Annotated in this window: 11 protein-coding genes and 1 rRNA gene; 8 read left to right on the forward strand and 4 right to left on the reverse strand. The window is 68.8% G+C overall.

Going from position 1 to position 13,861, the window contains the following annotated elements; all coding sequences use genetic code 11:
• Positions 1 to 88, forward strand: a 5S ribosomal RNA gene (gene rrf / locus ABZS69_RS45460); the annotation flags it as partial.
• Positions 89 to 652: 564 nt separating this feature from the next.
• Here the strand turns inward: rrf and ABZS69_RS45465 are convergent.
• The gene (locus tag ABZS69_RS45465; protein ID WP_355384248.1) at positions 653 to 2,371 is read right to left on the reverse strand and encodes a hypothetical protein; all 1,719 of its coding nucleotides are present in this window, start codon (positions 2,369 to 2,371) and stop codon (positions 653 to 655) included.
• Between ABZS69_RS45465 and ABZS69_RS45470 the strand changes: the two genes are divergently transcribed.
• Positions 2,315 to 3,610, forward strand: a complete 1,296-nt coding sequence (locus ABZS69_RS45470; protein WP_355384251.1) for a hypothetical protein — start codon at positions 2,315 to 2,317, stop codon at positions 3,608 to 3,610. The genes ABZS69_RS45465 and ABZS69_RS45470 overlap by 57 nt on opposite strands.
• Positions 3,611 to 4,256: 646 nt before the next feature.
• Here ABZS69_RS45470 and ABZS69_RS45475 read toward each other — a convergent pair.
• On the reverse strand, positions 4,257 to 5,192 hold the full coding sequence (locus ABZS69_RS45475) for an MBL fold metallo-hydrolase (protein ID WP_355384254.1): 936 nt from the start codon (positions 5,190 to 5,192) through the stop codon (positions 4,257 to 4,259).
• Between the two features lie 110 nt (positions 5,193 to 5,302).
• Between ABZS69_RS45475 and ABZS69_RS45480 the strand changes: the two genes are divergently transcribed.
• Positions 5,303 to 5,722, forward strand: a complete 420-nt coding sequence (locus ABZS69_RS45480) for a single-stranded DNA-binding protein (RefSeq protein ID WP_355384257.1) — start codon at positions 5,303 to 5,305, stop codon at positions 5,720 to 5,722.
• A 673-nt stretch (positions 5,723 to 6,395) separates the two neighbouring features.
• Here ABZS69_RS45480 and ABZS69_RS45485 read toward each other — a convergent pair.
• On the reverse strand, positions 6,396 to 8,204 hold the full coding sequence (locus ABZS69_RS45485) for a DUF1015 family protein (protein ID WP_355384260.1): 1,809 nt from the start codon (positions 8,202 to 8,204) through the stop codon (positions 6,396 to 6,398).
• 119 nt (positions 8,205 to 8,323) lie between these two features.
• On the opposite strand from ABZS69_RS45485, the gene ABZS69_RS45490 reads away from it, so the two are divergent.
• Both ABZS69_RS45490 and ABZS69_RS45495 read left to right on the forward strand, forming a co-directional pair.
• A complete protein-coding gene (locus ABZS69_RS45490; protein WP_355384263.1) occupies positions 8,324 to 8,746 on the forward strand; it encodes a tetratricopeptide repeat protein in 423 nt (140 codons plus the stop codon).
• A gap of 1,033 nt (positions 8,747 to 9,779) precedes the next feature.
• On the forward strand, positions 9,780 to 10,751 hold the full coding sequence (locus tag ABZS69_RS45495; protein ID WP_355384266.1) for an HAD-IIA family hydrolase: 972 nt from the start codon (positions 9,780 to 9,782) through the stop codon (positions 10,749 to 10,751).
• Positions 10,752 to 11,473: 722 nt separating this feature from the next.
• On the opposite strand, the gene ABZS69_RS45500 is transcribed toward ABZS69_RS45495, so the two are convergent.
• A complete protein-coding gene (locus ABZS69_RS45500; RefSeq protein ID WP_355384269.1) occupies positions 11,474 to 11,821 on the reverse strand; it encodes an SCP2 sterol-binding domain-containing protein in 348 nt (115 codons plus the stop codon).
• A gap of 128 nt (positions 11,822 to 11,949) precedes the next feature.
• Here ABZS69_RS45500 and ABZS69_RS45505 point away from each other — a divergent pair, with 128 nt between their 5' ends.
• Genes ABZS69_RS45505 through ABZS69_RS45515 form a run of 3 tightly spaced genes read left to right on the forward strand, consistent with a single transcriptional unit; the run spans position 11,950 to position 13,816 of the window.
• Positions 11,950 to 12,111 (forward strand): hypothetical protein, encoded by a 162-nt coding sequence (locus ABZS69_RS45505; RefSeq protein WP_192785752.1) that lies wholly within the window; start codon positions 11,950 to 11,952, stop codon positions 12,109 to 12,111.
• Positions 12,108 to 12,920, forward strand: coding sequence for a TlyA family RNA methyltransferase (locus ABZS69_RS45510; RefSeq protein ID WP_355384273.1), 813 nt, complete (start codon positions 12,108 to 12,110; stop codon positions 12,918 to 12,920). The genes ABZS69_RS45505 and ABZS69_RS45510 overlap by 4 nt, the downstream gene beginning before the upstream one ends.
• Positions 12,917 to 13,816 (forward strand): NAD kinase, encoded by a 900-nt coding sequence (locus ABZS69_RS45515; protein WP_355384276.1) that lies wholly within the window; start codon positions 12,917 to 12,919, stop codon positions 13,814 to 13,816. Before ABZS69_RS45510 ends, ABZS69_RS45515 begins: the two co-directional genes overlap by 4 nt.
• Positions 13,817 to 13,861 lie beyond the last annotated feature (45 nt).

The raw sequence follows: 13,861 nt of genomic DNA on the forward strand, positions 1-13,861 counted from the left end.
CGGTTACATTCCGAACCCGGAAGTTAAGCTTCTCTGCGCCGATGGTACTGCACTCGGGAGGGTGTGGGAGAGTAGGTCGCCGCCGGACAATCTTTTGTAGGGGCTCGACGCCTTGTGCGTCGGGCCCCTTTTTTTGTTGTCTGGGCGGGTCTGTGCGGCGCTGTGCGGCGCTCTCCCGCACGGTCAGCTGACGACACCCGTGTTACCTTCAGCGGCACGCGCCGCCCTAAGCACGCATTTTTGTAAGTGTGCCGTTTCACGCATCCTCGCGGCTGTGCATCGTTTCGAAATTCGAGCCTTCGCCTGGAATAAGAGGCCGGCATCGACCGCTTCGGCAAGGCGGTGACAGGACCCTGATTTCAATTGACCTCCGAGCCCGTCGAGCCGATCTCTGGGCCGCGTTCAGAATGACCTTGATGACGGTCTACACCAACCACCCCGGATGTTCGCTGAAAGCGAGGTCCAGCAGGCGAGGTCTTGGCATGAGGCAGGCAGATCCAGCCGGCGAATCGCGCTTGTCGTCCGTCAAGGAGGTCGGACCTCGGATATTTCGTGGACGCGTGGTGACATAGTGAGCACTCTCGCTGACCGAGCGTTTGTGGCCCCGTCAATATACGGCTTGCGTCCGGGCTCATGGACGTACTGCGGCTTGCTAGGCTGGGAGGAACCGGGCCACCCCCACGGGTGGCCTTCGTCGCGTAAGGCCCGAGAGGCGGCGACCAGCCACGGTGGACCGTCGTTGTGAGTCCGCTGGGTGAGCCAACGAAATGGACCAGAAGTGAACAGAGATAACGGATCGGACGGCGGACAGCGCGGGCGCGGCGACTCCGGGGACAGGCGCTCCAGCGGAGACAGGGGGAGCGGCGGATACGGCTCTCGCGGACGAGACTCCGGCGGCGACCGTCCCTTCCGTTCCGACGACAGGCCGCGCTCCTACGATCGTGGAGACAGAACGCCGCGACGCGACGGCGGCTACCGAGACGATCGCGGTCCGCGCCGAGAGGGTGACGAGCGTCGTTCGTTCGGGGATCGGGATGATCGTGGTCCCCGTCGTGAGGGCGGTTACGGCGAGCGGCGCGAGGGCCGGTACGGCGACCGCCGTGAGGGCGGCTCCCGGGACGACCGAGGACCGCGTCGTGAGGGCGGTTTCCGGGACGACCGGGGCCCACGCCGGGAAGGCGGCTTCCGGGAGGACCGGGGCCCGCGCGCCGAGGGCGGTTTCCGTGACGATCGGGGCCCGCGTCGCGAGGGTGGCTTCCGGGAGGACCGGGGTCCGCGCGGCGAGGGCGGTTTCCGTGACGATCGGGGTCCGCGCCGTGAGGGTGGCGGGTTCCGGGACGATCGCGGTCCACGCCGTGACGGTGGCTTCCGCGACAGCCGCGGCCCCAGGCGTGAAGGTGACGATCGTGGACCTCGTGGTGACGATCGTCGTACCTACCGGGATCGGGACGATCGCGGTCCGCGCCGCGAGGGCGACGAGCGCCGTCCGTTCCGGGATCGGGATGATCGTGGTCCCCGCCGTGAGGGCGGTTACGGCGAGCGGCGCGAGGGCCGGTACGGCGACCGCCGTGAGGGCGGCTTCCGCGACGACCGAGGACCGCGTCGCGAAGGCGGCTCCCGTGAGGACCGAGGACCTCGTCGTGAGGGCGGCTTCCGGGAGGACCGCGGGCCCAGGCGTGAAGGCGGCTTCGGCGAGGGCCGGTCTGGCGACCGCCGTGAGGGTGGGTTCCGTGACGATCGGGGCCCGCGCCGTGAGGGTGGCTTCCGTGAGGACCGAGGACCTCGTCGTGAGGGCGGCTTCCGTGATGACCGCGGCCCGCGCCGAGAGGGCGGGTTCCGTGACGATCGGGGTCCGCGTCGTGAGGGTGACGAGCGCCGTCCGTTCCGGGATCGGGATGATCGTGGTCCCCGCCGTGAGGGCGGTTTCGGTGACCGGCGTGAGGGCGGCTACGGCCCCCGCCGCGAAGGCTCGCGTCCGTTCTCGCGGGACGATCGCGGTCCGCGCCGCGAAGGCGGCTTCGGCGACCGCCGTGAGGGCGGGTTCCGGGAGGATCGGGGCCAGCGCCGCGAGGGCGGATTCGGTGACAGGCGCGAGGGCGACCGTGGCCCGCGTGGTGGTGGCGACCGTCGCGAGGGCGGCTACGGTCCCCGTCGCGAAGGTTCGCGTCCGTTCTCGCGGGACGACCGCGACGAGCGTTCCGGCTCTTCGGGCACCCGCGCCAGGTACGGCAGGTCCGACCGCGAGGCCGAGGCCCCGCGCGAGAAGCTGCCCGAGATCGCGCCCGACATCACCGCGGACGAGCTCGACAAGGAAGTGCGTGAGGAGCTGCGCTCCCTCCCCGGCGACCTCGCCGAGCTGGTGGGCCGGCACCTGGTCGCCGCCGAGCGGGCGCTCGAGGACGACGACCCCGACCGGGCGCACGAGCACACGAAGGTGGCACGGCGGTTCGCGGCCAGGATCGGCGTCGTACGGGAGGCGGCGGGCATCGTCGCCTACCGCGCGGGACACTTCTCCGAGGCGCTGAGCGATCTGCGCGCTGCCAGGAGGATGACGGGATCTGACGCGTACCTGCCGGTCATGGCCGACTGCGAGCGCGGTCTCGGCCGGCCGGAGCGGGCGCTCGACCTCGTACGTTCGCCGGAGGCCGAACGCCTCGACCGGGCCGGACGCATCGAGCTGACCATCGTCGAGTCCGGTGCCCGCCGCGACCTGGGCCAGCACGACGCCGCCGTGATCACCCTGCAGCGCCTCCCTGAGCTGCGCGACCCGCAGCCCAGGCCGTGGTCGGCGCGGCTGGCATTCGCGTACGCGGATGCTCTGGCCGATTCCGGGCACCAGGAGGCGGCCACGGACTGGTTCGGACGGGCGATGGCGTTCGACGAGGACGGGGAGACCGAGGCCGCCGAACGCTACGCGGAGCTGACCGGGTCCGTCATCGAGGACGTCGAGGAAGATTTCGACTACGAGGACGACTTCGACGACGCCGGCGCGGCCGAAGCAGCTGAGGCGGCCGAGGACGTGGACGACGCGACCGCCCTGGCGGAAGCGGGCGACCTGCTGGACTCCCCGGAGAACGTAGCGGACGAGGCGCGGACCGACGCCGCCGACGTACCGGAAACGGCTCCAGTTGGGGAGAAGCCGCAGGAAACGGTTCCGGCCGACGTTCTTGAAGATCAGCCGCAGGGCGCGACCTTCGGGGACATTCTGGAGGCGGAGCCGCAGAGCGCGACCTCAGCGGACGCATCGGATCAGGAGCCGCAAGAAGCGGCCCCGACCTCGACGGACGCATCGGACCGGGAGCCGCGAGAAGTGGCCGCGGCCCCGGCGGACGTACAGGAGTCGGGAGAAGCGGCCCCGGCTGCGGACGCATCGGACCGTGGACCGCAAGCGGCCCCGGCCGAAGCGCCCGAGCAGCCCGGTCCCGCCGACACTCCGGAGGTCGCTGAGACTCCGGAGGGCGCTGACGAGCAGCGGACCGCTCCGGAGGCGGCGAAGCAGGTCGAGGCGCCGGGCATCACTCCGGCGTTCATCGAGCCCAATTTCGGCGACACGCTCATCGACGAGTCCGACGAACCCGCCTCGGACGCCAAGCGCAAGTCCGACGACTGACGCCGCACGTCCCCGCCGTACCCGGACCGGCACCGTCATCACAAGACGGTCAAACCGGTCCGGTACGGCGGGGAGGCGCGAGCGGCCGCGCACGAGTTTCACCGAACGACGAACACCCACGCATGCCGACCACCGGGGGATCCTCCGGCCGATGAACGGCGAGAAGCCCAGCACGCGCATGCCATGGAGGAACCGGCTCACGTCTGGCGACCTGGCGTTCGCACGTGTAAAGCTGCGCACCCGTGTGGCGGCGAGCCCGGTAGCAAGGAATGTCGCACGCGTCTGACGGCGAGGAGCCCGGCCCGCGTACGGGACGGAGAGCTCTGGCCCACATTTGGGGACGCATCGGACCACCTGAAGCCCCGCGCCCGTCTCGTCACGAGGAATCCTGCACGCGTTGACGGGTGAGGAGCCATGTATACGCGTGATCTTAGGCACTTGACGCCGATGAATCCGGTGCACGTACAGCGGCTGAGTCCCGCGCACGAACAGTGGCTGAGTACAGAGCACGTTCAGCAGCGCGGAGTGCCCGCACGCGCATGGGGCCGAGAAGCCCGGCACCCGTACGACTTCGGGGCATATTTGACGATCAGGCGACGGTGGCATCCGCCCGCCCCCGTCGCCCCGGACCTCCCGGAGAAGGCGACTACGGCGAGACGCGGTTGAGCCAGTGAAGGATGCCCGCCACATTCGACGGAGCACCACTCAACAGCTCGAACTGCTCAGCTGCCCCATCATCTCCGCCACCAGCCTCCAACGCGCGATAGCGATCCTTGGTGCGATCCCTCACCATTGCGACAGCATGGTCGAGATCCATCCCCTCAGAATGAGCCTGCCGTGTCAGATCAACCCAGACGCGGAGCTCTTCCGCAGACCGCTCCAAGGTCTCCTGTACCGCATCGACCGGCCCATAGTGGCTGAACAGCAGCCGCTGCGGCCCAAGCGCCCCGAACAACGCGATCGAGTCGAGCGCCGTCTGCAGGTCGAAGTCCGGCGGCGGCGTGGCCGGGCGGAGATCGCCCGTCTCGGGAAGGTAGACGCCAGCCGCGTCGCCGACGTACAGGTCGCCGGTGGCGGAGTCGATCAGGCCCACGTGGTGTTTCGCGTGGCCGGGTGAGTAGTGGCTGTTCAGCGTACGTCCGTTGCCCAGATCGATGGCTCCGGTGTCGCCGAGGGCCACGATGCGTTCGGCCTCGGTGGGGGACAGTTCGCCGAAAAGCGTGTCGAGCTTGTCGCCCCACACCATCCGCGCGCTGGCCATCAACCGTGACGGATCAGCCAGATGGCGGGCGCCCTTCTCGTGTACGACGATCTGCGCGGACGGGAAGAACTTGGCGATGTCCCCCACGCCACCCGCGTGGTCCAGATGAATGTGCGTCACCACGACGGTGGCCAGGTCCTCTGGGCCGACGCCGAGCGAGGCGAGCGCGTCGCGCACCACAGGAGCCGAGGTCGAGGTGCCGGTCTCCACGAGACACGGCCGATCACCCAAAATCAGATAACCGGCCGTGATACCCGTGTATCCAGCCATTTTGGTGTCGATTTCATAGACGTCGCCACCCAACGCGGTGATGTTTTCCACAGGAACTCCCGACCCTCCAGCCGCTGTCCCCAGAACGGCATTCCAGCCGATCCGGTCTCCCCTTCATCGTAGATAGTGATCTCCACCAGAGCACCGCTAGGAGGACGACAGTGGATCGCAACGAAGTCTTGCTGGTAGGCCGGCTGTCAGCGGGGGTCGAGGAGCACTCCTTGCCCAGCGGCGACACCGTGGCGAAGTGGCGCATCATCGTGCGCCGGCGCCGTAACCGACGCGGGGCCGCCCTGACGGACAGCATCCCGTGCGTCACCTTCGACCCGGAGACGGCGACAATAGTCCGCGGCCTCAAACCCCGCGACTACATGGAGGTGACGGGGTCCTTCCGCTGCCGCGTCTTCGGCCCGTCCGCGGCCAAGATCTGGCGGTACGAGGTGGAGGTCAGCTCCGCCAGGCCGTACGAAGCCGACGTACCCCTCCCCATCGACCTCCCGGACGACCCCACCCACAGCCCCAACGGAAGCCTCGCCGCCCTGATCCCCCGCCAAGTGGTCTACCTCGCCCCCGCAAGCTGACCCACCCACCCACCACGCCACGGCCACGGAGCACCGAGCGCGATGCGAAATCCATCGAGCCTCTCGCACCCGCTAACAGCGTCCCAGCGCGGGGCAGCAGGCCGGCCGCCGCAGGCGTAGCCTCCCTTGAGGCTTGCCCGACCGTGGACGATGTCCTCGTGCTGGGGCGGTGGTTGGCTGGCGCGGGCGTGTTCCTTGAGGCCTGCCTGGCTGCGGATGGCGTCCTCGTGCCGGGCGGGTGGGTTGGCAGGCGCAGGTTCCCTAGAGGTCTGCCGGACCGTCAACGGCGTCCTCGTGCTGGACGCCGGGCCGGCCGCCGTGGGCGCATTCCCTTGACGTCTGCCCAACCATGGACGGAGTCCTCGTGTTGGAGCGGGGGGTCGGCGGCCGCAGGCGCAGGTTTCCTTTGAGGTCTGCCGGACCGTGAATGGGGTCCTCGTGTTGGGGCTGACGTAGGCGTGTCTCTTGAGGTCTGCCCGACCGTGAACGGCGTCCTCACTCCGGCGCGGTGGGCTGGTCGCCGCGGACATAGGTTCCCCCAGGCAGGTGAGGCGTACGCGTCGCGTGGCCAGCGGTAGTGCCGGCACCCATTAAGTGGAGTCGTTCGACCCAGGGGTTTTCCGGTTGGTGGATGGCTGTGCCGACCGGTCGCAACTGGAAGGAGACGGTTGCGTCAGTCGATGGCGAACATACGGAGGATCAGTCCGGTCCTGGGTTTCGGGCCGAAGGAGGTGGACTTGCGGGGGACTCGTTCGCCGCCCGCTGCAACGGCCAGCACGTCGTCGACCGCGAGCGGCTTGAGGAGCACCGCGGTGCCGCCGGTGCGGATGGCCAGTCGCACTGCGGCGTCCGTGTTGTGATGGACGATGCGTACGGCCTGCTCGTCGTCGCGCATGCCCCACACCTTGGGCAGGACGAACTCCGAGAGGACGGAGGTGTTGAGAGAGTTCCAGCGGTCGGAATGGTCGGGCGGCATGGCGCGGGCGAGCTGCACCGGGTCGGGGTTGGTGAGCAGGTGCACGCCGCCCTCACCGGCGAGCAGGAAGGCAGGCTCCGCAGCCTCCTTCAGGGCGGCCAAACCCTGCGCCAAGTCGTCGAAGTCGTGCACCTGCCACGCGCCCCTGGCCTTGGCAGTTGCCTCGGAGAGGGGGAGGCCGGGGATGACGCGGTGGATGGCCTGCAGATTGGGCGGGTACGCGGTGGAGTCGACGAGCAGCGCCAGCCCGAAGTCCCACGGCCCGACCAAGGGTTCTGGCGTTGCAGGTCCGCCGCTGGAGCGCTCGGATCCGGGCTCGCCAGGGCCATCGGGGGCGTCGGAGGCACGGGGGACACCGGGAGTCCGTGGTTTCTCCTCCTCATCAATGTGCTTGGCGGAAGGAGATGACTGTGTCACTGAAGGGATGACGGGATGAGACGGCTGAGCCGCCGGCCCGACGGGCGAGGGAGACAACGGGGCTTCGGACGGGATGTGGAGTTGTCCCGGTGCGGTGGTGGGTTGCTGGGCTTCTGCGGCGATGACTGGATGCGCGATGGTGGGGGCTGATGGTTCGGGCTGGGCGGAGGCAGTAGGGGCTGATGGCTCAGGTCGAGGGGCGATGGTGGGGATTGCCGGCTCGGGTTGGTGGGAGCGGTGGGTGGCGTGCTCCTGGCGTTGGAGTACGCGGTACGTCGCGTACCGGTGGTGGCCGTCGGCGATCAGGGCTTGGCGGTCATGGAGGTCGGCGTTTATCGCGTCGATCTCCGATGTGTCCGTGATGGCCCAAAGGCGGTGTGTGAGGCCGTCCTCGGTGTGGGCGGACACGAGGGGGAGCCGGGTCGAGGCGACCATGTCCACCAGGCGTGTGGCCGCGCCGTTGTCGCCGTTGTAGAGGAGGAAGATGGGCTCGAGGTTGGCCTTGGTCGTGCTCATGAGGGCGAGCCGGTCGGCGATGGGGCCTGGCATGACGTCCTCGTGGGGGAGGATGATGCGCTGTCCCGGATCGGCCAGGCCCACGTCGCCGATCAAGCCGCGTTGCAGGATGTTCGGTCCGCTCTGCTCGTACACATAGAGCGCCGGAACCTCGTCCGGCACCAGGACACCCGCGTCCAGCCAGGCCCTCAGCGTGTCCCGTGCCCCGGCGTAGCGGGTTGCGAGCCCGGCGTCGGGCGGGGTGGCAGGAGTGGGCGCTTGCTGTTGGGCGGTGGTCGGTTCGCCGTCGGCCGAGGGACGGTGGGCCGCGGTATGGGCGTGGGGTGTGCGGTCTGATTCCTGTTGCCGATAGGGGTTTGGTGGTTGTGCGGAGGAATCGCTCCGAGGGGAGCGGGGAAGGATGAGGCGGACGACGTTGTTCGGATGGGAGTCCAGGAGGGCGTCCACGTCGGCGTCGGAGATCAGGTCGTATGGTGGGGAGGTCACCCTGGCGGGATCTTCGACGGCGAAACGAACCCCTCGGAAGGGCCGCAGCACCAGCCCGTCCGGCATCGGCAGTTCAGGAATCCCCATACCGGGCATGCTCCCATAAATGCTTGTGCCTTCCGGAAGTCGCCCCATGGTTGCAGCCCGTGCCCGTTCCGCAGCAGGGCGAAGCGGGCCGTCGTTCAGCGATGAAGGAGTCCCCACGCATGGCCCACGACGGAAATGTTCAGAACGAGAATTCAGGCGCTCCCGGGGGCGGTGTTTACGACTGGTATCAGCGTGGGGTGAGGTTGCTCAAAGAGGGCAGTCCGGCTGCCGCTGCCGCGTTGCTGGAGCGTGCCGCTGCGGCAGAGCCTGAATCGCGCAGCATTCTGGAGGCATTGGCTCGGGCGCAGTTCAATTCACGGCAGTACGCGGAGGCTGCCGCTAGTTTTCGGCAGATCGTGAATGCTAATCCGGCCGAGGATTATGCCTACTTTGGGTTGGGGCTGGCGTTGTGGCGGACCGGGGATGTGGAGGGGGCGCAGGAGCCCCTGGCCATCGCGGTGGCCATGCGGCCGGATGAGCGGCATTATGTTTCGGCTTTGAAGAGTGTTCGCGCTACCTTGCGGGCTCGGCGCGAAATGTAATCGGAGAGCGTGGGGTGTTGGGGGCCGTCCCGGCCTCTTTGCGGTCGTCTTCTTCTTTGGATCTCTGAACGTGTCTCGTTGTGGCGTGGGTGCGTCCGTTGAGCTGCGTCTTGTGTCGTTCCGTTTGAGGTTGGGTATTGGCCGGAACCTTGCGCCCGGTTCCGCCTGCTAGTGCATGGTGGCCGGCGCCTTTTTGTCGTGCTTGTGTTCTCGTGCGGCATTGGGTTGTCGGGCAAGGTCATGGCGCTGTGAGGTTTGGCGTTGAGTGGTCTCGTCGCGCGAGGGCACGGGTGAAGGCTGCTTCGGTTTGTGGGTGGGGTTGGTGGTTGTGGGACGCCTGACTCGGGATGCGGGCCGTCGGCGTGCGAAGGGTGTCGGAGCTGATGGCAACCACGATGCACTGGCGAGGCGGAACTTCGATGGGCTGAAGGGGCGCTTCGATGGGGTGAAGGGCAGATGTGGTGGGGGGATCGGGGTGCTGATCGTGGAGGGCGATGCGGTGAGCGCGTGGGCGTGTTGGGGGTCAGGACTGCTGGTGGTGTGAGGGCCTATTTGGTGAGGATCTGGATGCGTGAGGGTCTGGGTGTCGTGAGGATCCAGGCGTGGGCGTGGGCGTGGGCGTGGGTGTGAGGGCGGGAACGGGTGTGGGTGCGGGGGGCGGGATCGGGTGTGGTGGAGGTGCGGTGGGAGCCAGGGCGTGCTGAGGGTCTGGGCGTGGTGAGGGTGTGAGGTTGGGGGAACTGGGCGTGTTGGTGGTGGCGGGGATTGATGCGGTGAAGGCGTGAGTGCGGTGGGGAGCGGGGGCGTTGGTAGTGCCGGACTTTGGTGGGTGAGGGTGTGATTGGGGCTCCGGGGTGTCGGTGGTGGAGGGCCTTTGGTGCGTTGTGGGAGTGGGGTGCGGTTGAGGGGTTGGGTGGGTGAGGGGTTGTTGGCTTGGGGAGATGGGGCGTGGAAATGGCTGGCCTTTGTGAGGGTGAGTGTGAGGGCAGCGCTAAAGTCGCACGCGGCGTGAGAGTCAAACGGGAGAGGCGCTGTGCTGATCGACGGCTATGACACCTTGCTGCTCGACCTCGACGGTGTGGTCTACCTGGGCAGCCATGCGGTGCCGGGGGCGCCGGAGGCATTGGAGGAGGCTCAGCGGCGTGGCGTGCGGCTGGCCTATGTCACCAACAACGCTTCTCGTACGCCTGCCGCCATCGCCGCTCACCTGCGTGAGCTTGGGGCGCCGGCCTCGGCCGACGACGTGGTGACCTCTGCCCAGGCCGCTGCCCGGCTGGTCGCTGAACGGGTGCCGCCTGGGTCGAACGTGCTCGTCGTCGGTGGGTCCGGGTTGCGGCTGGCCATACGGGATCGAGGGCTTCGGCCGGTTTCGACCGCCGCCGAGTCGCCTGTCGCCGTGGTGCAGGGGATCGCGCCCGGTCTGTCGTACGGGCTGTTGTCGGAAGGGGCGTTGGCAGTGCGGCAGGGGGCGTTGTTCGTGGCGTCCAACGGGGACAGCACGATGCCCACGGGGCGGGGGGAGTTGCCGGGAAACGGGGCCATGGTTCGGGTGATCGCAGCGGCTACCGGGGTTGAGCCGGTTTATGCGGGTAAGCCTGATCCGCCGTTGCATCGGGAGTCCATGATCCGTACGGGGGCGCGGCGGCCGCTGGTCGTGGGGGATCGGTTGGACACCGATATCGAGGGAGCCTCCAACGCGGGGGTTGAAAGCCTGCTGGTTCTGACCGGGGTGGCGACGGCTGTCGACGTGCTGACGGCGGAGCCGCGTCATCGGCCCACCTACGTCGGTGAGGATCTGCGTTCGTTGCTGGAGGCGTACCCCGAGGTGCGGGATGGGGCTTGCGGGGGGTGGCGGGCCCGATGGCTGGACGGCGTGCTGCGGCTCGATGGTGAGGGGAGCTGGATCGATGGGCTGCGGGCCGCCTGCGACGCAGCCTGGGCAGGGGCCGGTGAGGGGCGGGTCGAGGAGGATGCCGTGAAGCCCGTGCTGGATCGGTTGGGTTGAGGTTCGCGGGGGGCTTGGTCCCCGTTGAGGCCGCGTTGGTCGCGTTGAGTGCTACGCGTCGGTCTCGTGGAGGGGGCGCTCGCCATGCCCCCCCTGGACGTTGCGCGCCGGCCTGTGGAGGGTGTGTGCGTCGGTCGCGTTGAGTGTTGTGCGCTGGTCTTGCGGAGGGAATGCTCTCCGGTCTCCCTGGGCGATGTGCGTCAGCGTCGCTGGGGGTTTCGCGCCGGTCTTGTGGAATGTTGCGGGCTGGTCTGGGTGAGGGTTGCGGGTGGGGGCGGCGAGTTTGTTGGGGGCGGGTTGGCGTGATGGCCGGAGTTCTTGTTGGAGGGCTGTGATCGTCGACCTCGCCTTGGTCCTCCGTCGCCTTGGTCCTCCGTCAGGGAGGATCGCCTGTCCGTCGCGGGTGGTGGTCGTCGGCTGGTTCGGTGGGTGCCGGTGCCGGTGCCGGTGCCGGTGCCGGTGCCGGTGCCGGTGCGGGTGCGGGTGCCGGTGCGGGGGCGGGGGCGAGGGCGAGGGTGGGTGGTGAGCCGCCCTTGAGGGGCGGCTGGGGTTTGTGGGTTCGGGAGACTGGTGGTCGGGGTGGGCACGGCCCCGAGGGGGATCGGTGGGTACGGCCCCGAAGGGAGTCGGTGGGTACGGCCTTGAACGGTGGGTGAGGACGGGCCTGAAGGGGTTCGGTGGGTGGGTATGGCCTTGAAGGAGTTTGGTGGTGGGGTGATTCGTTAGAGGAGTCTGCGGAGGCGTAGGAGGTCGCCGAAGCTGGCGTCGATCTTCACTCGGCCTCCGAGCAGTGCGCGGCCCAGGTCCAGTTCGCCGTCCACCAGGGCGATCAGGTCGTTGCTCGCAATCGTGAGCTTGACGTCCGCCGGCTTGCCGCCCGCCGGTGGATGTTCGGTGAACGGGTCGAGCCCCCCGTAGTGCAGTCGGCCGTAGAAGGTCACGTCGAGGTCGGGAACCCGGCAGCTGACCGTCCGCTCGACCACGTGCTTGGCACGATCCTGCTCGTCGATCTCGTCGAACTGGGCGACGAGCTTGGCCAGTGCCGCCCGGCACTCCTCGACGCTTGCCATGATGCGCATCCTTTCATTTCCCTTTGCGGACGGTAGCGTTCCACATCAGTAGCACCCCCGTATGAGCTTCAACGCGTGACACGCCTGCCAAGGTCCCGGGCGCTCGCGGGAGGCGTTACCGTCGAGTCATGAGTGAGCTGCCGGAGGAGACCGGCGACGAGCGGGTCGATGCCATCGTGGCCGGTCTGGGCCGCCTTGGCGAGCTGCCGGTGAGTGAGCACGTGCAGGTCTTCGACGAGGCGTTCTCCGGGCTCGAGTCCACGCTGGCCACCGCAGTGGAAGAGCAGTGAGCCGTCGCATTCGCCTGGACAGCGAGCTGGTGCGCCGCGGCCTGGCCAGGTCGCGTGAGCAGGCGGCCCAGCTCATCGAGGCCGGTCGGGTCAGCGTCGGGGGCCAGGCGGCGCGCAAGCCCGCCACTCAGGTCGAGACCGCCTCCGCCATCGTGGTCGCGGAGTCGGAGGAGGGGCCCGACTATGTTTCGCGAGGAGCGCACAAACTGCTCGGGGCGCTGGAGGCGTTCGAGAGTCTGAGGGTGGAGGGCCGGCGCTGCCTCGACGCGGGCGCCTCCACCGGCGGGTTCACCGACGTGCTGCTGCGCCGCGGCGCCGCCCACGTGCTCGCCGTGGACGTGGGCTACGGCCAGCTGGCCTGGTCGCTGCGTACTGACGAGCGGGTAACGGTGATGGAGCGCGTCAACGTACGCGACCTGACCGCCGAGATGGTCGGCGAGCCGCCCACGCTGGTCGTGGGCGACCTGTCGTTCATCTCGCTGCGGCTGGTGCTGCCCGCTCTGGCCTCGGTCGCCGCGCCGCGGGCCGATTTCGTGATGTTGGTAAAACCGCAGTTCGAGGTGGGCAAGGACCTCGTCGGGGCGGGTGGCGTCGTGCGTGATCCGGAGTTGCGCAGGCGTTCGGTGAGCGATGCTGCCGCCAGGGCCCAGGAGCTGGGGCTGACGGTGCGCGGTGTGACCGCCAGCCCGCTGCCGGGACCATCGGGAAATGTCGAATATCTGCTCTGGCTGGGCAAAGGGGAGGGCGAGCCGGCTGTCGCCGACCTCGAAGCCGAGATCCAGCGTGCCGTCGCGGAAGGGCCGCAATGAAACGGACCGTGCTGGTCGCCGTACACACCGGGCGTGACGCCGCAGTGGAGAGCGCTCGCCTGGTCATCAACCGGCTGGTGGATGCCGGTATCAACGTAAGGGTGCTGGAGTCCGAGTACGTCGAGGTCGGCTGCGGCGGAGTGGAGGCGGTGCCCGGAGACCCGGGTGCGGTCAAGGACGCCGAGGTCATGATCGTGCTCGGCGGTGACGGCACGCTGCTGCGTGCGGCCGAGCTGACCAAGCCGGCGGGTACGCCGCTGCTGGGGGTCAATCTCGGACATGTCGGGTTCCTGGCTGAGGCGGAGGTGGCCGACCTGGCCGAGGCCGTCGACAGCGTCGTGGCGGGCCGCTACGACGTCGAGGAGCGCATGACGATCGACGTTCTCGCCCGGCAGAACGGCCGGGTGATCGCCGACACGTGGGCGCTCAACGAGGTGACCGTCGAGAAGCAGGAGCGCATGCTCGAGGTGGTCGCCGAGATCGACGGCCGCCCCCTGTCGCGGTGGGGGTGCGACGGTGTGATCTGCGCCACGCCGACGGGCTCGACCGCCTATGCTTTCTCGGCGGGCGGACCCGTCGTGTGGCCGGAGGTGGAGGCGCTGCTCATGGTGCCCATCAGCGCGCACGCGCTGTTCGCCAGGCCGCTGGTGGTCTCGCCGCGTTCCACGCTGGCCGTCGAGATCCTGCCCGACACACCGGGCGGGGTTCTGTGGTGCGACGGGCGGCGCCGCTTCGAGTTGCCGTCGGGCTCGCGGGTCGAGGTGCGCAGAGGCGCCGAGCCCGTACGCCTGGCGCGGCTGCACGGCGTGGAGAACAGCGGCGCGCCCTTCACCGACAGGTTGGTGGCCAAGTTCGAGCTACCTGTTCAGGGCTGGCGCGGAAGGGTGCGACCCTGAGTCAATGGATGCGGGACCGCGTAGGATCGCCTGGGCACACGTTGG

Origin of the sequence: Nonomuraea sp. NPDC005650, from assembly GCF_040605375.1 — a bacterium.
Taxonomy (GTDB): domain Bacteria; phylum Actinomycetota; class Actinomycetes; order Streptosporangiales; family Streptosporangiaceae; genus Nonomuraea.

Excerpts from the sequence above, each read along its gene's own strand:
- ABZS69_RS45485 (WP_355384260.1), bottom strand. The coding sequence starts at position 8,204 with ATGGGGATTCCTGAACTGCCGATGCCGGACGGGCTGGTGCTGCGGCCC.
- ABZS69_RS45490 (WP_355384263.1), top strand. The coding sequence starts at position 8,324 with ATGGCCCACGACGGAAATGTTCAGAACGAGAATTCAGGCGCTCCCGGG.
- ABZS69_RS45500 (WP_355384269.1), bottom strand. The coding sequence starts at position 11,821 with ATGGCAAGCGTCGAGGAGTGCCGGGCGGCACTGGCCAAGCTCGTCGCC.
- ABZS69_RS45505 (WP_192785752.1), top strand. The coding sequence starts at position 11,950 with ATGAGTGAGCTGCCGGAGGAGACCGGCGACGAGCGGGTCGATGCCATC.
- ABZS69_RS45515 (WP_355384276.1), top strand. The coding sequence starts at position 12,917 with ATGAAACGGACCGTGCTGGTCGCCGTACACACCGGGCGTGACGCCGCA.